The organism is Clostridium sp. CS1-1, from assembly GCF_056135525.1.
This window is the reverse complement of the sequence record NZ_CM148680.1, coordinates 4,205,377-4,223,620: the sequence shown is the minus strand read 5'-3', so window position 1 is coordinate 4,223,620 and position 18,244 is coordinate 4,205,377. Positions and strand designations below refer to the sequence as shown.

Genomic DNA, 18,244 nt, shown 5'->3' with positions numbered 1-18,244 from the left:
AGATATAGTAAAAAGATAAAGTTATTAATCAAAGGTGGAGTTTTGCTCCACCTATGAATTATTGAGGAGGAATTGAAGTGATTCAAATTGAAGAAGCTCTAGATATTATAATTGAAGAAGCAAAAGCCTTAAATTCAGAAACTGTAGATCTACTATTATCTCTAAATAAGGTATTAGCAGAAAATATTTACTCCAAAGACAATTTACCACCTTTCGACAAATCAGCTATGGATGGATATGCAATTAGAAAGGAAGATATTAAAAACTGTTCAAGTAACAATCCTATCAAACTCAAAATAAAAGGAATTATAAAAGCAGGGGACTATTATTTAGAGGAGCTAAAGCAAGGCGAAGCAATTAAGATTATGACTGGAGCTCCAGTACCAAATGGAGCAGATACTGTCATCCAGATAGAAAAAGTTGAAGTAAGTGGAGATGAAGTAATTATATTTGAAGATATGGAAAAAGGTAAAAATATACTAAGGATGGGAGAGGAAATTAGGGAGGGAGGCCTTGCTATTCTAAAAAATAAGAAAATAAGACCAGCTGAAATAGGATTATTAGCTTCTCTAGGATACAGTAGTGTGAGGACTTATAGATTACCTAAAATAATTATATTGACTACGGGCGATGAGCTAATAGGTATTGGTGAAAAGATAACGCCAGGCAAAATAAGAAATTGCAATGAGTATTCTCTTTTGGCACTTATCAAGAATCTTGGTGCTTCAGTGGAGTCCTATGGAGTTATTGAGGATAATATGGATACATTATTTAATAGGATGAAACAGGCATTTGAAGAAGGCGACATAGTTATAAGTACAGGTGGTGCATCTGTAGGTGATTATGACTTTGTGGAAAGTTGTTTAGAAAAATTAGGAGCAGACATTAAATTTACATCGGTTGCTATTAAGCCAGGTAAGCCAATTACCTTTGCCAAATATAAAGATAAACTATTCTTTGGTCTTCCGGGGAATCCTTTATCAGTAATAAATTCATTTGAACAATTTGTAAAACCAACCATCAAAAAGATGATGGGGAATCTTGAGATAGAGGCAGAAGAATTTCCAGTTATTTTAGCTGATGATTTTAAGATTACAAAAGGAAGAACAAATTATGTATATGTGGATATAAGAAAGGAAAATAACAACTATTATGCTCATAAAATTGGAGCACAAGGCTCCAATCAACTTATTACTGTAAGTAAATCCAATGGTATTGTAATTGTTGATAAAAATGCATCAAGTGCAAAGGTTGGAGATATTTTAAAGGGCAGATTCATATTTAATTAATACATTATTCCAAGTTTAGGGCCTTGGAATAATGAACAGTACAACTTTAATTCTGAATAACAGTATCGGAATTTTAGTTGTACTAAGTTATAACAAAAGGTTTAGGGGTTTAAATAAGTTTTAGGGAATAAACAAGATAGTTTTAGCTATCTTGTTTATATAAATTATCAATAAGAGGGGGATTAATTCATGGATATGGCACAAAAAGAAATTCTAGACAATGATTCCTTATGTGCAAGAGACGTAATAGAAAAGTATCCGAAAGAGCAAAGGTTTACACTGGCTATACTGCAGGATATACAAAGAAAGTATAAGTATATACCAAGGGAAGCGCTTGAGACTCTTGCAGAATATTTAGGTACACCTGTAAGCAGATTATACGGTATGGCAACTTTTTATAAAGCATTGAGTTTGACTCCGAAAGGAAAACATATAATTACTGTTTGTGATGGAACTGCTTGCCATGTTGCGGGATCAATGGTAGTGCTTGACGAGTTAGAAAAAATGCTAGATATTAAAGCTGGACAAACAACAAAGGATTTTAAGTTTTCAATAAATACAGTTAACTGTATAGGCTGTTGTGCAATAGCACCTGTTATGATGATCAATGAAAGATACTACGGCAACTTGACACCTAAAATGATAAAAGAAATTCTTGATGAATATAGGGGTGAATAAGATGAGTGTAAATAAGACTATTTATGTATGTTGTGGGACAGGTTGCTTAGCAAGAAACAGCATGGAATTATATGAAGAGCTGAAAAAAAGGGTAACTGAGTTAGGTGCAGAGGCTACAATAGAAGCTCAGTATGAATTCAAAGCTACCGGTTGTGATGGTCTGTGTGAAAAAGGGCCAGTGGTAAAAATTCAACCAGACGATATAGCTTACTTCAGAGTAAAACTCGAAGATGCTGAAGAAATAGTAAAAAAGACAATAATGAATGGTGAAATAATTGATAGGTTACTGTACTTTGAAGCTCTGACAAAAAAAAGGCTTAGAAATCATAAGGAAAGTGAATTCTGTAGAAGGCAAATGAAAATAGCACTTAGAAATGTAGGTGAAATAAATCCTACCGTTTTTGAGGATTATATAGAAAAGGATGGATACAAAGCTCTTGAAAAAGTATTATTTCATATGGATAGATGGAGCATTATAGAGGAAATAACTAAGTCTGGACTTAGAGGAAGAGGTGGAGCAGGTTTCCCAACAGGGCGTAAGTGGAAAACCGCATTTAATATAGATACTGCTCCTAAATATGTGGTATGTAATGGTGATGAAGGAGATCCAGGTGCATTTATGGATAGAAGTATAATGGAAGGTGATCCTCATAGTGTTATAGAAGGTATGGCAATTTGTGCCTATTCAGTAGGAGCAAGCCAAGGTTTTGCATATATAAGAGATGAATATGGACTAGCTATTGATAATATGAGATTAGCAATAGAACAAGCAAGAGAAAGAGGATATCTTGGGAAAAATATAATGAATAGCGGCTTTGACTTTGATATTAACATAGTAAGAGGTGGTGGTGCTTTCGTATGTGGAGAATCTACTGCACTTTTAGCATCAATTGAAGGTAAAGTTGGAGAACCAAAAGCTAAATATATTCACACTACTGAAAAAGGTTTATGGGGGCAACCTACTGTTTTAAATAATGTAGAAACTTGGGCTAATATACCTATTATAATTAACAAAGGTGGAGATTGGTATAGTTCAATAGGTACTATGAAGGACAGCAAAGGAACAAAAGCATTTTCGTTAGTAGGTAAAGTAAAAAATACTGGTCTAGTAGAAGTCCCAATGGGAACGACACTTAGAGAAATAATATTTGATATTGGTGGAGGAGTACTAAATGACAGAAAGTTTAAGGCTGTACAGATAGGGGGACCTTCTGGTGGATGTTTGCCTGAAGATTACTTAGACTTACCTGTAGATTATGATACTCTTATAAAAGCTGATTCCATGATGGGGTCTGGCGGTATGATTGTTATGGATGACAGAACATGTATGGTAGACGTTGTAAAGTATTATCTGAATTTTCTTGCTGAAGAATCTTGTGGAAAGTGTGTTCCATGTAGAGAAGGCGTAAAGAGAATGCTTGAAATATTAACAGATATATGCGAAGGCAGAGGACAAGAAGGAGATATAGAAGAATTAAATAGAATTTGTAAGACCGTTGGACTCGCAGCTTTATGTGGTCTTGGTAAGAGTGCTCCTAACCCAGTTGTTGCAGCTATTAGGTATTTTAGAGATGAATTTGAAGAGCATATAAAAAATAAAAGATGTCGTGCAGGCGTGTGCAAAGAACTAACGACATTTGAAATAGATGAAGAAAAATGTATTGGTTGTGATATATGTAAGAAGAATTGTCCTGTAGATGTTATAACAGGAGATATTAAGAAACCTCATGTTATTGATACTGAAAAGTGTGTAAGATGCGGTAACTGTATGAACATCTGTAAGTTTAATGCAGTTAAGGTTAAATAGGGGGGGACTACAATGGAGATTATTATTGATGGAAAAGCATGTGAAGCAGAGCGTGGAGAATATATTTTGGAAGTAGCAAGAAGAAATCATATATATATACCTACACTATGTCACAGTGATGCACTTGCTGGTCTTGGGAGTTGTAGACTATGTGTAGTTGAGGTAATAGATAGAGGATGGTCAAAGGTTGTAACTTCGTGTATATTTCCAATTACTAAAGAAGTGGAGATTGTAACTAATTCTAAGAAAATACAAAATATAAGAAAAGATTTGATTATGCTTCTTCAAGCTAGATGCCCTGAAAATGAGGAAATTAAAAAAATGGCAAAAGCATTTAAAGTTGAAGAAGATAGAGTAAATAGGTTTAAGCTAGATAGAACGGAAAATTGCGTAATTTGTGGACTTTGTACAAAAGCCTGTGAAGAAATGGGAACTGGGGCAATATCTACTGTAGATAGAGGTATTTTTAAAAAAGTATCTACACCTTTTGATGATCCTTCTCCACAATGTATTGGTTGTGCCGCTTGTGTAAATGTATGCCCAACTAATGCAATTAAGATGGTAGATAAGGATGGAGAAAGAGAGATATGGGGTAAGAAGTTCAAATTAGCAAAATGTCAAGAGTGTGGTACACATTTTGCAACGGAAGATCATATAAAATTTGCATTTGATAGGGCTGGGAGAAAATTGGAAAAAATTCTTTGTGAAAAGTGTAAAAGAAAATCTAGTTTAAAAGATATCAAAAATATATTTGAAGGCTTAGAGTTATAAGATAGTTGGTAATCTCATTTTAAGTTAAGGAAGGGTGGTAGGTTAAATGAAACAAGATCTTAACTCCTTTGTAATAGGAGATCCAAATAAATGTATTGGGTGTAGATCCTGTGAAGTAGCGTGTGCAGCAGTTCATAGAGGAGATCATGCAGGAAGAACGGTAGGAAATATGGATACCCCTATAACTCCAAGGTTATTCTTTATAAAGTCTAAGGATGCAGCTATGAGAATCCAATGCAGACATTGTGAAGATGCACCTTGCGCTAATGCATGTCCTGTAGGAGCTATTGCTCAAGTAGATGGAAGCATAGTTATAAATGATAAAGCTTGCATAGGATGTAAAACTTGTAATCTCGTATGTCCAGTTGGAGCTATAAATTTACTTCCGAAGTTTGAACATGAAGAAGAAAATGGAGGCATCGACAGAAAGTTAAGGATAATGGCATATAAGTGTGACTTGTGCAAAGAGGAAGGTGGAATGCCTAACTGTGTTAAGGCATGCCCGAAAGATGCTTTAAAAGTTGCAACTCCAAAAGAAGATAAAAGAGATCGTAATATTAAAGCGGTTCTTGGACTACTTGAACTTAATCAAAACTTATAAAAATCCGTAAAGAGAGGGATGTTTGAGATGCCAACTAATACTACTATAATTAACATAGATAAGGAATTATGCACAGGATGTAGACGTTGTTCAGAGGTTTGTCCTGTTGATGCTATAGAGGGGAAAGAAAATGAACCACAACAAATAAATTCAGATAAATGTGTTATGTGTGGACAATGTATTCAAACTTGTAAGGGATATGCCCCAATTTATGAAGAGATTCCAACACCTAAGAGTAAAAAGCTTCACGATAGAGGAATGTTAAAGAGTGTTAGGGAACCTATTTTTGCTGCATATAACAAAGGACAAGTAAGAGATGTCAGAGATTTGTTAGAAGATAGGTATATGTTTAAGGTTGTGCAATGTGCACCTGCGGTAAGAGTGGCTTTAGGTGAAGATTTCGGGTTAGAACTGGGAACTCTTACACCGGGTAAACTTGCAGCAGCACTTCGTAGATTAGGATTTGATAGAGTATATGATACAAACTTTGCCGCAGATTTAACTATAATGGAAGAGGGAACTGAGCTAATAAAAAGATTAACTGAGGGTGGAACTTTGCCTATGTTTACTTCATGTTGCCCTGCATGGGTAAAATATGTAGAGCAGACATACCCTGAACTTACTCCGAATCTTTCAACTTGTAAATCACCACAACAAATGGGTGGAGCAATTTTTAAAACTTACGGAGCTAAAATAAACGATGTAAATCCGGCAAGAGTATTTAGTGTGTCTGTTATGCCGTGTACATGTAAGCCATTTGAGGCTAGTAGAGAAGAAATGGATGACAGTGGATACAGGGATATAGATTCTGTTATTACAACAAGGGAGTTGGCTCAATTACTGAAAGATAAAGATATTGAATTCAATAGTTTACCAGAAGAAGAATTTGACAATCCACTAGGCAGTTATTCAGGTGCAGGTACTATATTTGGTTTAACTGGTGGGGTTATGGAGGCTGCTATTAGAACAGGATATGAACTGCTAACTAAGAGGTCTATTCCGACAATTGATTTAACTTCTGTAAGAGGTGGGGAAGGCTTTAGAACTGCTGAAGTAGAAGTTGGAGATATGAAGTTAAAGGTGGGCATAGTTTCAGGACTAAAGCACGTAGCGCCACTTATGGAGAAAATAAAGTCTGGTGAATGTGATTTACACTTTATTGAGGTAATGACATGTCCAGAAGGATGTATTAGTGGAGGTGGACAGCCAAAGCTGCTTTTTGAAGAAGATAAAAGTTTAGCTTATAATAATAGAAAAGCTGGACTATATAAGCATGATGCAAGTTTAGAGGTTAGAAAATCACATGAAAACCATGGCGTAAGGGTTTTATATGAAGAGTTTTTAGGAGAACCATTAGGTCATAAATCACACGAACTTTTACACACTCATTACACATCTAGAAAAAAATAGTTAGTATAAAAATATCTTAATCAACTTATAAGGTTAAAAAGTAAGGTTTACTTTTTAACCTTTATTAATTAACCTTTATTAATTAACCTTTGCTGAAATTATCTAAATTAATTCCAAGTTTGTTTATTTTTCTATATATTGTAGCTTTACCTATTTTAAGTAGTTCAGCAGCTTTTATCGCATTTCCATTACAATGTTTAAGAGCTTCCTTTATACAGTTTCCTTCAACTTCCTCTAGAGGAAGTATTAAATGTTGATGCTGATGATCATGATTGTGGTCATGATCATGATGTGGGGAAAATATATGGGTATGAGTTACTACGGTCTTTATTTTATTAAGAAGGTTTTCGGTAATTAACGAATCCTCGCAGAGATAATAAGATCTTTCTACTAAATTTCTAAGTTCACGTATATTTCCATCAAAAGGATAAACTTTTAACTTATCTATATATGAGGGTTCTGGATACTTTAGCTCGCAAGGGTTTTTGGCGTTTAGTTTATTTATGAAATATTGAGCGAAAAGCTCTATGTCCTCTTTCCTCTCTTTTAAGGGGATTAAATTCAGGTTCATCACACTTAATCTATAGTAAAGATCACTTCTAAAGTTTTTACTATCTATTTCATCTGTTAAAGTTCTATTTGTAGCTGCTATGACTCTCACATCGATAGATTTTTCATAAGTACCTCCAACTCTTACAATTTTCAGGTTGTCCAGCACTCGTAATAGCTTCGATTGAATATCTAGTGGGAGTTCTCCTATCTCATCCAAAAAAATTGTTCCGCCGTCAGCCAGTTCGAATTTCCCAGGATTACCTCCTTTTGATGCTCCAGTAAATGCCCCCTTTTCATAACCAAATAGCTCACTTTCTACAAGTTCTCTTGGAATTGCAGCACAATTAACTGCAACAAATGGTCCTCTAGAGCGAGAACTGTAATTATGGATTGATTGAGCAAAGACCTCTTTTCCTGTACCACTTTGTCCCTCTATCAGTATATTGCAGTTAGTTCTAGCAGCTTTTTTTGCAAATTCAATAATAGTTTTCATTTTTTCATTTTTTGTAATTATATCGTCAAATGAAAAAGATGCCTTGTATCCTACAACATTGCTTACCATGCTATGCAAATTTTTTGTATCTCTCAAGGACAATACTAACCCTATATTTTTTCCTCTTAGTTTTATAGGAATGATGTTGGTAACGCATCTAATTCTGATTCCATTTGTATAAAAACTAAAGTCCTCATCAAAGTGCTTTTCTCCTGTTAGTAAAATCGTATTTAGAATGTCTTCCTTTAAAATATCATGTAAAAAAGTTTCGTACAAAGTTTCTTCTTTAATTTTAAGTATTTTAACTGCAGCGACATTTACTTTTTTTATCAATAAGTTTTCATCTGTAACAATTAAACCTTCGTTTGAAGAATCAAAAATAGCTTCAAGTATGTAAGACGATATATCATATTCAAGGATACTATCAATATCTATTCTACACATATCACTTACATCTGACCAATAATCTAAATCATTCATAAAGTTATACCTCCATTATAAGAGTGTGTTAAAAAATAATAGTTAATTTAAATAATAAGTGAAATTTTTCAAATAATTAATTTTATAATTATAAATTTGAAATGTTTTTATGAAATTATTATAACATGTTCCGATTATGGAATAAATAGTAAGTGGTTTCATAATGATAAGAAAGTAAAAAAAGTTCATAATGAGATAAATGTACTTTGTTTTGCAGTATCAAAATGAGAAAAAAGTTATTTGCAATTATAAATAGGTATTTTTTTTCTTATTTGTTGAATACTTAATAAAAATAAACTAAAATAAAGTTATATAATTTAAGTTATGCTTATGTAATAGTTAGTATTAATAGATATACGTAATGATGAAAAGTTATTGGAGGTAACATAATGAATGTAGAATCTATAAATCCGTTTATTCAGGCTAGTCAAGAAATACTGATGCAGGTTGCCAATGAAAAGACCACTTTGGGAAAATTGTTCCTGAGAAATTCATCATTTAGTGGTGATAATGTCATAATAATAGTAGGTATTGCTGGAAAACTAAAAGGTCAGGTGATTTTTAATCTAAGCACTGAGGCTGCATGTAACATAGCATCTCGCATGATGTTTGGAATGCCTGTTTCTCAGCTTGATGAGATGGCTAAGTCTGCCATTGGAGAACTTGCCAATATGATTTCAGGAAATGCAGCTACAATATTTTCATCAAAAAATATGGAGTTAGATATAACCCCACCTACAGTAATGATAGGAAATAATATTCAAATCTCTACGACAAAGTCTAATTCTATATGTGTTCCATTGATTATGGGTAATGGTAATAGTTTTGAAATAAATGTTTCGCTTGCAGAGAATTAGGTAATGATGGTTGTAAAAGGCTTTTAGAAATATAGAAATTATACTAAATAGAAGGGTATCTGAAACAAAATTTGATTCAGGTATCCTTATTAATTTACAGATTTATTAGTGTTTTAATAAGGAGTTATTTACAAAATAGAGACTATTTAAAACTAAATATAATTTTATTAAATATATAGGTGTAATATTAAAGTGAAAGATAAGTAATTATAGGTTTTATATAAATAAAAGGAATTTGAGAAACTATGTAGAATTTAAAAAATAGTGTATTTTAAGTGCCAAAAGAGGTGAGGTTATGTTAGATGTGGAAATAAGTTTTAGCGATATTAGTGTACTAAGTATAGAAAGAGAAGACTTGCCACAAGTACAGAAATGGATGGAAAATGAGAAAAAGTTTTTGAGCGTCAAAAACGACATAGATGAATTAACAGAAAGGTTCTTAGAAAGCTACATAAGTGAATGTGAGTTTTTCTTAAAAATAAATAAGGCAGATGAAATAATAGGTATTTTAAAGGGAAGATTAGAACTAAAAAGACCAAACGAAGTATGGATATGGTTCTTTTGTATTAGTAATAGTTACAGAGAAACTAGTCTGGACACTGAAATTGTTGAAAAATTAATAAGCTATTTTGAAGAGGAATATGGAATTGAGGCTTTTTTTACCAGAATAGTAAAAAGCGATTTTGAAAATGTTGATCTGTGGAAGACTCTTGGATTTAAAGTTATTAGGATGGTAAAGAATTTTTATCGAATTGATGGAAAGTGCATGGATATGTTGATTATGAAAAATACAAAGAATCATAAAAGATAGTAATAAATTTTAAGAGTTATAAATATTAATGTTATAGGATTCTTTTATAACTGGAGGTGAAAATATGAAATACACGCGATATGACATAAAGAGAAAAAATGATAACAAAGCTTTTATTGTGATAATGCTTTTAATATTTATTTTAGCCTTTTTAATTGGTACCGGAATTTTCAAGTTGTTAATGAAAAATACAAGCACTTCAAGTAATGCTACTTCGAATAGTAGTAATAGTTCTAATAGTAAAAGTGTAGGTAAATCTGAGAATAATACCGCTGCTAATGATAAGTTTGTGAAATTTATAGCCGTACAAGGAGGAGTATACCAAAATAAAGAAAATGTAGAGTCTGAGAAAAATATATTAGCTCAATATGGAACACCATTTACTATAGTTGAAGAGGGCAGAACCAGAGTGTTCCTCGGAATATATGCTGAGAGTCAGGGAGAGCAGATTATGAAATCACTGTTGGGGCAAAAAATAGATAATTCTAAGATGATCTTTTCTATAAATAAAACTGACTTATGCAATGCTGAGATAGGTGAAATAATAAGTGCTAATATACAAATATTAAACAAGCTTTCAGAAAAAGATGTCAAGGCAATACAGACTGATGAACTAAAGAAGTGGTGTTCGTCATTGAAAAAAGTTGACAATGATAGTAAAAACATAGAGATTCTCAATACCCTAAAGGAGCATGTAAATAAAATGCCAAAGGAGATTTCCAAGGATAAGGCTGCTGAAAATTATGCTTACATATATGATGTTCTAAAAAAGATGAATGGAAAATAAAATAGGTTAAAGAAAATAAGTTTTAAGTAAGTAGCTACTTGCTTAAAACTTATTTTTTAGTTTAAGCCAATTATCTGCAAAAAAGTGTAAATTATTTTAAAAAATTTTTTAAACAATTCTATATACACTTGTTTATGATTTTATTAAATGATAAACTATATTAGATATATTATTAAGGTAGGGGATGTGTGTGAGAGGGGTTGAAAAGGGCATAAGTTTTTTGTGGTTTATAATATTTTTAGGTGCAGTCTGTGGTAGCCTTATAGGCGACATATTAGGAACTAGCTTAAGTATATTACATTTCCTTAAGGATTCTTATGCAATAGGTACGTCAACACCAATTATATTAAATCTTAAAGTTATGACTCTAACTTTAGGGTTGAATTTTAATATTAATATTATGACTATAATTGGTATAATTGTGGCAATAATATTATACAGAAGATATTAGGAAGTGAGATTATGAAAATTATTTTAGCTTCGGCTTCTAGCAGAAGACAAGAGTTACTAGTGAGATTAATAGAAAATTTCGAGATAATTGTAAGTGATTTTGATGAAAATTCTGTTGAGTTTGAAAGTAATTGTGGTTCTTATGTTATGAAGTTATCAGAAGGAAAAGCTTCAGAGGTATGTAGTAGGATGAAAGAAGATGCTATCATAATAGGGTGTGATACTATAGTGTCTTTTCAAGATAAAATATTAGGTAAGCCTAAAGATAAAGAAGAAGCTTTTTCCATGCTCAAGTTTTTAAGTGGAAATATTCATCAAGTATATTCTGGAATAGCTGTTTTAAATAAAGCCACTGGCAAAGTAATGAAAGATTTTGTTTGCACAGATGTAAAATTTGACAACTTATCAGATGAGCAGATAATAAAGTACATAGAAAAGGATGAATACAAGGACAAAGCAGGAGCTTATGGCATTCAAGGTTACGGTGGGATTTTTGTTGAAGAAATTCACGGTTGCTATTATAATGTTGTTGGGCTTCCTTTAAATAAATTGTCGAAGATGTTAAAGGTGATGGGGGTAAATCTATAAAGGAGTATAATTTAATGGAAGAAACTTTGAAAATTATGGATTTGCCTGAAAGTGAGAGACCCCGAGAGAGACTGTTAAGATACGGTGTTCAGTCTTTATCAAATGCTGAACTTTTGGCGATAATCTTAAGGTCTGGGAGTAAAAAAGAGAATATAATAAATCTGAGTAATAGGATTATTAAGGAAAATGGGGGCTTAAACGGGATTTTAAATTTAACATTGGAGGATTTCACGAGTCTTCATGGGATTGGTAAAGCAAAAGCTACACAACTCATGGCTCTGGTAGAAATTTCTAAAAGATTTAAATCCTATAAAGCTGGCGATGAATACAAGATATCTTCACCTAAGGATGCTGCAGAGCTTGTTATGGAAGAAATGCGAAATCTAAAACAGGAACATTTAAAGATAATTATGCTAAATACAAAAAACGTAGTCATTTTTATCAGGGATGTTTCCGTTGGAAGCCTAAATTCATCTATAGTGCATCCAAGGGAAGTGTTTTGTGATGCTATTAGAAAAAATAGTGCTTCCATAGTCGTGTGCCATAATCATCCTTCGGGAGATCCATCACCCAGTAATGAGGATATAAATGTTACATTTAGATTGAAAGAATGTGGAAAGCTCTTAGGTATTGAGTTATTAGACCACTTGATTATAGGTAACGGAAAGTACATAAGTCTAAAGGAAAAAGGAATATTGTAAGGGATTGAAAGGAGAAAAAATTTAATGGGATTTTTTGGAATATCTAGAGATATGGGAATTGATTTGGGGACTGCTAACACTTTAATATACGTAAAAGGAAAAGGAATTATGCTTAGAGAGCCATCAGTTGTTGCTATAAATAGTGACGTAAAGAAGGTTCTTGCTGTAGGAGATGAAGCGAAACAAATGATAGGAAGAACTCCAGGTAATATAGTGGCTATTCGACCACTTAAAGATGGAGTTATAGCTGACTTCGATGTCACTCAGACAATGCTTAGAAAGTTTATTGAAAAAGTAAGTCCAAAGTCTGCTTTTACTAGTCCTAGAATAGTTGTTTGTTTTCCGTCAGGCGTAACTGAGGTTGAAAAAAGAGCTATAGATGAAGCTACAAAACAAGCAGGCGCTAGAGATGTATTACTTATGGAAGAGCCTATGGCTGCTGCAATAGGAGCAGGGCTACCAGTAAATGAACCAACAGGAAGCATGATTGTAGATATTGGAGGAGGAACTACTGAAGTAGCTGTAATTTCTCTTGGAGGTATTGTTACAAGTAAATCGTTAAGAGTTGCTGGAGACGAACTAGAACATGCGATTATAAGTTTTATAAAGAAAGAATATAGTCTTGCTATAGGTGAGAGAACAGCAGAAAATGTTAAAATAGAATTAGGTTCAGCTTACGATACTGGTGAAGAAAATTCTATGGAGATAAGAGGAAGAGATTTAATATCAGGGCTTCCTAAAGTTATAAATATTACATCAAGTGAAATAAGAGAAGCTTTAAAAGAGCCAGTTTCAGCAATAATAGAAGCTATAAAAACAACCCTTGAAAAGACACCACCAGAACTTGCATCAGATATTATGGACAAAGGAATTATGCTGGCAGGTGGAGGTGCAATGCTTAGAGGACTAGATCAACTTATAAATAAAGAAACACATATGCCTGTTCATATAGCAGAATCTCCTCTTGATTGTGTTGCATTAGGTGCAGGAAAGGCATTAGATACTATTGATAAAATAGTAGCTAGCAGAAAATAGCGAATAAACATGAGATTTTTAAAAAATAAACTGGCAGTCACTATTGTAGTACTGTCAGTTACATTTTTAGTTTTAATATCACGAAGTATCAAGGGAGATAAGGTTTCTTTTATAGGAAATGGCATAGGATTAACTTTTAATCCTATACAGGGGAGCTTGTATAAATTAAATAGTAGTATTAAGGATTCCGTAAGTTTTATTTTTAATTTTTCAAAAGTAAAAAATGAAAATGAAGAATTAAGAAAGAAAAATGATGAACTTGAAAGTAAGGCACTTGATTATGGTTCTCTTAAAAGTGAAAATGAAAGATTAAGAGAAATGCTTAATTTTAAGAATCAAAGATTAGAATATAATTACATTGGTTGTGACATAATAGGAAAAAGTGGTAGTGGATTACTAGATCAATTTGTAATAAACAAAGGAAGTAAAGACGGTATAGAAAAACAAATGATTGCTATTACTGCTCAAGGGTTAGTTGGTCAAGTTACAACTGTTGGTAGTAACTGGTCCATAGTTCAGACTTTAGCTAATGAGAACTTAGCAGTTAGTGGAACAATTGAGAGTACAAATGATAATAGTGGAATAGTTAAGGGGTATAAGAGTAGTGATAATAAGTTGCTTGCAAAGTTATACTATCTTCCACTAGATTCTAATATTAAAAAAGGTGATATAATTTTAACTTCGGGACTTGGTGGGCTTTATCCTAAAGGAATAAGAATAGGTTCTGTAACGGATGTAGAGGAAGATAAGGGAAAGGTTATGAAAAATGCTATAATCAAACCTTATGTTGACTTTAACAAACTCGAAGAATTATTTATTGTTGTGCCTAAGAATAAAATAGATGTAAAGTACTAAGGTGATATGAAATGAAAAAGATACTGGTTTTGTCTCTTTTATCAATTTTATTTTTTATACTAGATAATGTATTTATGCCTTTTATAGCCATTAAAACCATATATCCCAGTTTGATTTCGGTTTTCATAATCTGTTACTCTATTATTAATGGCAAGTGGGAAGGATTATGGCTTGGAGTGTTTTGTGGATTGCTTCAGGATGTATATTTTACAAGTGCATTTGGATTAAATGCGCTTGTAAATATGATTATATGCTTGATAGCAGGTATTATAGGGGAAAACATATTTAAGGAAAAAAGGCTTATACCTGTAACATCATGCTTTCTGCTTAGCTTCCTAAAAGGTATTTTACTATTACTAATATTATACTTAAGTAGAGTGTATATGGCCTTGGGTGATATATTCTTTATAAGTATTTATAATGGCGTTGTATGTATAGTTATTTATAAAAAAATATACAAACTCTGTGAAAAAGAATATATGCAGAGAAGATGGAAGTTTTAGAGGAATGGTGATTGCATGAAGATTGATAAAAAGGAGTTTACTAGATACACTGCGTTAGTAGTTATTATGATAATTATATTTACTGCTATTACCTCAAAACTATTTACTCTTCAGGTGTTAAAGGCTGAAGAGTATAAAGAAAAAGCTAATAATAGGTCCATAAGAGAAATTCCTGATGCTGCACCAAGGGGAAATATTATGGATAGGAATGGAGTTCCTTTAGCTGTAAATACTCAAAGTTATGTGCTTGTATATAATCAAACAGATGAGAGTGATAAAACTTTCTTCGATACAATGGACAAGGTCTTTAAAATACTAGATGAAAATGGAGAGACTCAACAGGATGACTTTGAACTTAAGATAAATCCTTTTAGATTTGAATTTAGAAGTGATAATCCCGAGGTTAAAAGAAATTTAGAATTGAGATTCAAAAAAGATAGGGGTCTCGATGAGGAAATTCAAAGAAAATTATTTAAGAATAAGAAGGGTGAACTAACAAAAGAGGAGAAGGACAAAATTGATGAAGAACTCCTTAAAATTACAGCAGAAGAAACTTTTGAGAAGCTAATTAAGCAATATAAGATAGATGAAAATAAGTATCCTATAGAAAAGCAAATAAGATTTATGATAGTAAAAGATGCTTTAAAGATGCAAAGTTTCTCGGGCTATAAACCGGTAATTGTAGCAAGTAATATAAAAAAAGAAACTGGATTTAATTTCCTGCAAATGTTAAATGAGCTTCCAGGTATAGATGTAAATACACAGCCTATAAGAACATATCCTAATGGAGAGTTAGGGGCTGCCTTTCTTGGGTATATATCAAAGATAAGCTCGGATCAAGATAAGTACCAAGAAAAAGGCTATGATACAAGTGCCGATTATGTAGGAGCAGCAGGAATTGAAAGCGTGTTTGAAGATAGACTCAAAGGGTCTAAGGGTGGAAGAATAGTAAAACTGAATAAACAAGGAAGAATATTAGAAGAACTTGGAAGAAGAGATCCTTATCCAGGTCAAACTATTCAGCTTACTATTGACAAGGAGGTTCAAGCAGCAGCGGAAAAATCTTTGGATGCAAAAATGGAAGAGTTAAGAGCTAATCCCAATAGTCAGTATCGTTCTAATACAGCAAATGCAACTAGAGGAGCGGCTGTGGCTATTGATGTAAATACAGGTGCTATATTAGCATTGGCTAGTAGACCTGGATATGATCCAAATTTATTTGCAGCTCCAGGAAGATTATCTCAAGACCTATATAATAAGTTTTTTAACCCTGATCTAGAGCAGTTTGGGAGAGAATTTATTCGCCGTGGAAACCTAACATCGAATTATCCAGGAAAAACTGAAGATGACGTATTAAATATATTATTTCCACTAGATAAAAGTATAAAAAATAATACAACTATAAGGCAGGATGTCAAGGATATATATCCAAAACCCTTTTTCAATTATGCGACTCAATCGGTGGTACCTCCAGGATCAACATTTAAGCCACTTACTGCAATAGCTGGTCTTGAAAGTGGGGTAATAACGCCTTACTTTGGTATGTATGATAATGGAACATTTGATAAAGATGGAAAGGTATTTGAGTTTAAACTAGATGGAGCCAATGGATGGGTGGACTTAGTAAAAGCTATTGAAAAATCAAGTAACCCGTATTTTATGACAGTAGGTAAACTCCTTAGAACTACCTTTGGAGATGACAGTCTAGCAAAATATGCATGGAAGTTTGGCTTAGGTGTTCCATCTAATTCAAATGTAAAGCCATCTACAGGAATAGAAATACCTGAAAGATTTGGGCAGGTATATAATACTAACTCTGCGAAAAATTTAGCTTCTAGTACTTATTTGTGGCAAACTATGGCTACACTTAAAAATGGAGCTGATGATAGAGGAAGACAGTTTACTTCAATTGATTTATATGATAACAATAATGATCCCGAGAAGGTAAAAGGTTTAAAAAGTGATATCAAAAAAATGATACAAAGTTCTATAAAAGAAGGAAGCAGTGCTTTTGATAAATCAAGTTATGAGAAATTATTAACAGATCTATTAGCATCTGATCCTCAGTATAAAGGAAAAGATATTAGTTCAAAAGAAATAAAAACTATCATTGATGCTATTTACTATATTACTGTTTCAGATGCAAATAGTCAGCTAAGAGGCGGATTCAATATGTACGATGCTTCCATAGGGCAAGGGATGGATCAATTTACTCCTCTTCAGATAGCAAATTATATTGCAACTCTTGCAAACGGTGGAACAAGATATAAGTTACATCTTGTAGATAAGTTTTTAGATGCAAATGGTAAAGTTATAGAAGAAGTTAAGCCGGAAGTAATAGAACAAACAGGAGTTAAAGCTGAAAATATAGCAGCTGTAAAGGCTGGTATGGCTGCGGTTAACGAAAAGGGTACGGCTGCAGGTGCATTTAGTAACTTCCCTAAAAAAACAGCAGGAAAAACTGGTACTGCAAGTTTAGCGGATCAAGAGAAATATGGTAGAACGGACTATGCTGAATATGTTGGATTTGCACCTTTGGAAGACCCTAAAATAGCTGTATATGTTATTATGTTTGACGGTGGTCAAGGAGCTCAAGCTGCTTATATTGCAAGAGATATATATGATGCGTATTTTAAGACTGATAATCAAAGTACTACACAAAATGGAACAACAACTAATAATGCCCAAGAAATTGAACAAAATAATGGTGGGACCAGTACTGAACAGAATAAAGTTCAACAATAATTATTGGGGATTTAGGAGAATTGGGAAATATGGAGACTTTTCAATGAAAGAAGAAAAATCTCTACATTTCTTAATTCTCCATTTTTATTTTATAAAAAGGAGTTTTGTGTATTTTTTAAAAATAAAACTAAAATTTAGAAGGATTTAGGAGTGTTGTGTTGAAATATTAGATATGGTGGTTTCTTGGAGGTCTGAGATGGTGGATGAAAATATTGTAATTAAAGGTAATAGAGATGGAATAAATGCAGTTATTAATATGAATAAGTTTAAGGATTTTGACGAGATGCTAGAAGCCTTAATAAAAAGGTTATCGGTAGGAAAGTCATTTTATAAAGGATGTACTCTTAAAATAACCACTGAACTTAAACATATAAATGAAAAACAATTTCGCAAGTTAAAGGATATTTTATTTGAGCAGTTTTTAATTAAAGACTGTATTATGGAAGATAAAGAAGAAAAAGGTAGCAAGGCATTTTCAGGAATTTATGAAGGGCGTACAAAATTCTTGAGAAGAACAATAAGAAGTGGACAAGTAATAAATTACTTAGGAAATGTGGTAATAGTTGGAGATGTAAATGCAGGGGCTGAAATATATGCTGGCGGGAATGTAATAGTTTTAGGAGCCTTAAGAGGATATATTCATGCTGGTTTTGGAGGGAATTCTAAGGCTATAGTCGCGGCATTTTATCTTCAACCAGAGATATTAAGAATTGCAGATATTATGACGAGATCCCCTGAGGATAATGTTAAGCCACAATATCCAGAAGTCGCTAGAGTAAAAGGTGATACAATAATTGTAGAGCCATATTTGCCTAATAAATTTATTTAATG

Annotated in this window: 18 protein-coding genes; 17 read left to right on the top strand and 1 reads right to left on the bottom strand. The window is 32.8% G+C overall.

Annotated features, from left to right (window positions below; all coding sequences use genetic code 11):
• Window positions 1-77 precede the first annotated feature (77 nt).
• The 6 genes from AC0N0V_RS19850 to AC0N0V_RS19825 all read left to right on the top strand — a co-directional run bounded on the left by AC0N0V_RS19850 (window position 78) and on the right by AC0N0V_RS19825 (window position 6,556).
• Window positions 78-1,289, top strand: a complete 1,212-nt coding sequence (locus tag AC0N0V_RS19850) for a molybdopterin molybdotransferase MoeA (RefSeq protein WP_474460533.1) — start codon at window positions 78-80, stop codon at window positions 1,287-1,289.
• Between the two features lie 189 nt (window positions 1,290-1,478).
• A complete protein-coding gene (gene nuoE, locus AC0N0V_RS19845) occupies window positions 1,479-1,967 on the top strand; it encodes an NADH-quinone oxidoreductase subunit NuoE (RefSeq protein WP_474460532.1) in 489 nt (162 codons plus the stop codon).
• A 1-nt stretch (window position 1,968) separates the two neighbouring features.
• Window positions 1,969-3,774 (top strand): NADH-ubiquinone oxidoreductase-F iron-sulfur binding region domain-containing protein, encoded by a 1,806-nt coding sequence (locus AC0N0V_RS19840; RefSeq protein WP_474460531.1) that lies wholly within the window; start codon window positions 1,969-1,971, stop codon window positions 3,772-3,774.
• A 12-nt stretch (window positions 3,775-3,786) separates the two neighbouring features.
• On the top strand, window positions 3,787-4,545 hold the full coding sequence (locus AC0N0V_RS19835) for a 2Fe-2S iron-sulfur cluster-binding protein (RefSeq protein WP_474460530.1): 759 nt from the start codon (window positions 3,787-3,789) through the stop codon (window positions 4,543-4,545).
• A gap of 46 nt (window positions 4,546-4,591) precedes the next feature.
• A complete protein-coding gene (locus AC0N0V_RS19830; RefSeq protein WP_474460528.1) occupies window positions 4,592-5,146 on the top strand; it encodes a 4Fe-4S dicluster domain-containing protein in 555 nt (184 codons plus the stop codon).
• A gap of 27 nt (window positions 5,147-5,173) precedes the next feature.
• Window positions 5,174-6,556 (top strand): [FeFe] hydrogenase, group A, encoded by a 1,383-nt coding sequence (locus AC0N0V_RS19825; protein ID WP_474460527.1) that lies wholly within the window; start codon window positions 5,174-5,176, stop codon window positions 6,554-6,556.
• Between the two features lie 82 nt (window positions 6,557-6,638).
• On the opposite strand, the gene AC0N0V_RS19820 is transcribed toward AC0N0V_RS19825, so the two are convergent.
• On the bottom strand, window positions 6,639-8,081 hold the full coding sequence (locus tag AC0N0V_RS19820) for a sigma-54 interaction domain-containing protein (RefSeq protein ID WP_474460526.1): 1,443 nt from the start codon (window positions 8,079-8,081) through the stop codon (window positions 6,639-6,641).
• Window positions 8,082-8,470: 389 nt separating this feature from the next.
• Between AC0N0V_RS19820 and AC0N0V_RS19815 the strand changes: the two genes are divergently transcribed.
• The 11 genes from AC0N0V_RS19815 to minC all read left to right on the top strand — a co-directional run bounded on the left by AC0N0V_RS19815 (window position 8,471) and on the right by minC (window position 18,242).
• On the top strand, window positions 8,471-8,938 hold the full coding sequence (locus tag AC0N0V_RS19815) for a chemotaxis protein CheX (RefSeq protein ID WP_474460525.1): 468 nt from the start codon (window positions 8,471-8,473) through the stop codon (window positions 8,936-8,938).
• A 295-nt stretch (window positions 8,939-9,233) separates the two neighbouring features.
• Window positions 9,234-9,749 (top strand): GNAT family N-acetyltransferase, encoded by a 516-nt coding sequence (locus AC0N0V_RS19810; protein ID WP_474460523.1) that lies wholly within the window; start codon window positions 9,234-9,236, stop codon window positions 9,747-9,749.
• A gap of 64 nt (window positions 9,750-9,813) precedes the next feature.
• A complete protein-coding gene (locus AC0N0V_RS19805) occupies window positions 9,814-10,536 on the top strand; it encodes a hypothetical protein (protein ID WP_474460521.1) in 723 nt (240 codons plus the stop codon).
• A 190-nt stretch (window positions 10,537-10,726) separates the two neighbouring features.
• Window positions 10,727-10,987 (top strand): DUF4321 domain-containing protein, encoded by a 261-nt coding sequence (locus AC0N0V_RS19800; RefSeq protein WP_474460520.1) that lies wholly within the window; start codon window positions 10,727-10,729, stop codon window positions 10,985-10,987.
• A gap of 11 nt (window positions 10,988-10,998) precedes the next feature.
• Window positions 10,999-11,574, top strand: a complete 576-nt coding sequence (locus AC0N0V_RS19795; protein WP_474460519.1) for a Maf-like protein — start codon at window positions 10,999-11,001, stop codon at window positions 11,572-11,574.
• Window positions 11,575-11,588: 14 nt separating this feature from the next.
• Window positions 11,589-12,275 (top strand): RadC family protein, encoded by a 687-nt coding sequence (radC, locus tag AC0N0V_RS19790; protein WP_474460518.1) that lies wholly within the window; start codon window positions 11,589-11,591, stop codon window positions 12,273-12,275.
• Between the two features lie 24 nt (window positions 12,276-12,299).
• Entirely contained in the window at window positions 12,300-13,310 is a 1,011-nt protein-coding gene (locus tag AC0N0V_RS19785; RefSeq protein ID WP_474460516.1) for a rod shape-determining protein, read from the top strand.
• A 9-nt stretch (window positions 13,311-13,319) separates the two neighbouring features.
• Window positions 13,320-14,165 carry a rod shape-determining protein MreC gene (gene mreC / locus AC0N0V_RS19780; protein WP_474460515.1) on the top strand — a complete coding sequence of 282 codons (846 nt, stop codon included), beginning with the start codon at window positions 13,320-13,322 and terminating at the stop codon, window positions 14,163-14,165.
• 11 nt (window positions 14,166-14,176) lie between these two features.
• Window positions 14,177-14,668 carry a rod shape-determining protein MreD gene (gene mreD, locus AC0N0V_RS19775; protein WP_474460514.1) on the top strand — a complete coding sequence of 164 codons (492 nt, stop codon included), beginning with the start codon at window positions 14,177-14,179 and terminating at the stop codon, window positions 14,666-14,668.
• 15 nt (window positions 14,669-14,683) lie between these two features.
• Window positions 14,684-17,413, top strand: coding sequence for a penicillin-binding transpeptidase domain-containing protein (locus tag AC0N0V_RS19770; protein ID WP_474460513.1), 2,730 nt, complete (start codon window positions 14,684-14,686; stop codon window positions 17,411-17,413).
• 196 nt (window positions 17,414-17,609) lie between these two features.
• On the top strand, window positions 17,610-18,242 hold the full coding sequence (gene minC / locus AC0N0V_RS19765; protein ID WP_474460512.1) for a septum site-determining protein MinC: 633 nt from the start codon (window positions 17,610-17,612) through the stop codon (window positions 18,240-18,242).
• The last annotated feature ends 2 nt before the right edge of the window (window positions 18,243-18,244 follow it).

Excerpts from the sequence above, each read along its gene's own strand:
- AC0N0V_RS19805 (WP_474460521.1), top strand. The coding sequence starts at position 9,814 with ATGAAATACACGCGATATGACATAAAGAGAAAAAATGATAACAAAGCT.
- minC (WP_474460512.1), top strand. The coding sequence starts at position 17,610 with ATGGTGGATGAAAATATTGTAATTAAAGGTAATAGAGATGGAATAAAT.
- AC0N0V_RS19820 (WP_474460526.1), bottom strand. The coding sequence starts at position 8,081 with ATGAATGATTTAGATTATTGGTCAGATGTAAGTGATATGTGTAGAATA.
- AC0N0V_RS19825 (WP_474460527.1), top strand. The coding sequence starts at position 5,174 with ATGCCAACTAATACTACTATAATTAACATAGATAAGGAATTATGCACA.
- AC0N0V_RS19830 (WP_474460528.1), top strand. The coding sequence starts at position 4,592 with ATGAAACAAGATCTTAACTCCTTTGTAATAGGAGATCCAAATAAATGT.
- AC0N0V_RS19815 (WP_474460525.1), top strand. The coding sequence starts at position 8,471 with ATGAATGTAGAATCTATAAATCCGTTTATTCAGGCTAGTCAAGAAATA.
- AC0N0V_RS19795 (WP_474460519.1), top strand. The coding sequence starts at position 10,999 with ATGAAAATTATTTTAGCTTCGGCTTCTAGCAGAAGACAAGAGTTACTA.
- AC0N0V_RS19810 (WP_474460523.1), top strand. The coding sequence starts at position 9,234 with ATGTTAGATGTGGAAATAAGTTTTAGCGATATTAGTGTACTAAGTATA.
- mreC (WP_474460515.1), top strand. The coding sequence starts at position 13,320 with ATGAGATTTTTAAAAAATAAACTGGCAGTCACTATTGTAGTACTGTCA.
- mreD (WP_474460514.1), top strand. The coding sequence starts at position 14,177 with ATGAAAAAGATACTGGTTTTGTCTCTTTTATCAATTTTATTTTTTATA.
- nuoE (WP_474460532.1), top strand. The coding sequence starts at position 1,479 with ATGGATATGGCACAAAAAGAAATTCTAGACAATGATTCCTTATGTGCA.
- radC (WP_474460518.1), top strand. The coding sequence starts at position 11,589 with ATGGAAGAAACTTTGAAAATTATGGATTTGCCTGAAAGTGAGAGACCC.
- AC0N0V_RS19840 (WP_474460531.1), top strand. The coding sequence starts at position 1,969 with ATGAGTGTAAATAAGACTATTTATGTATGTTGTGGGACAGGTTGCTTA.
- AC0N0V_RS19785 (WP_474460516.1), top strand. The coding sequence starts at position 12,300 with ATGGGATTTTTTGGAATATCTAGAGATATGGGAATTGATTTGGGGACT.
- AC0N0V_RS19835 (WP_474460530.1), top strand. The coding sequence starts at position 3,787 with ATGGAGATTATTATTGATGGAAAAGCATGTGAAGCAGAGCGTGGAGAA.
- AC0N0V_RS19770 (WP_474460513.1), top strand. The coding sequence starts at position 14,684 with ATGAAGATTGATAAAAAGGAGTTTACTAGATACACTGCGTTAGTAGTT.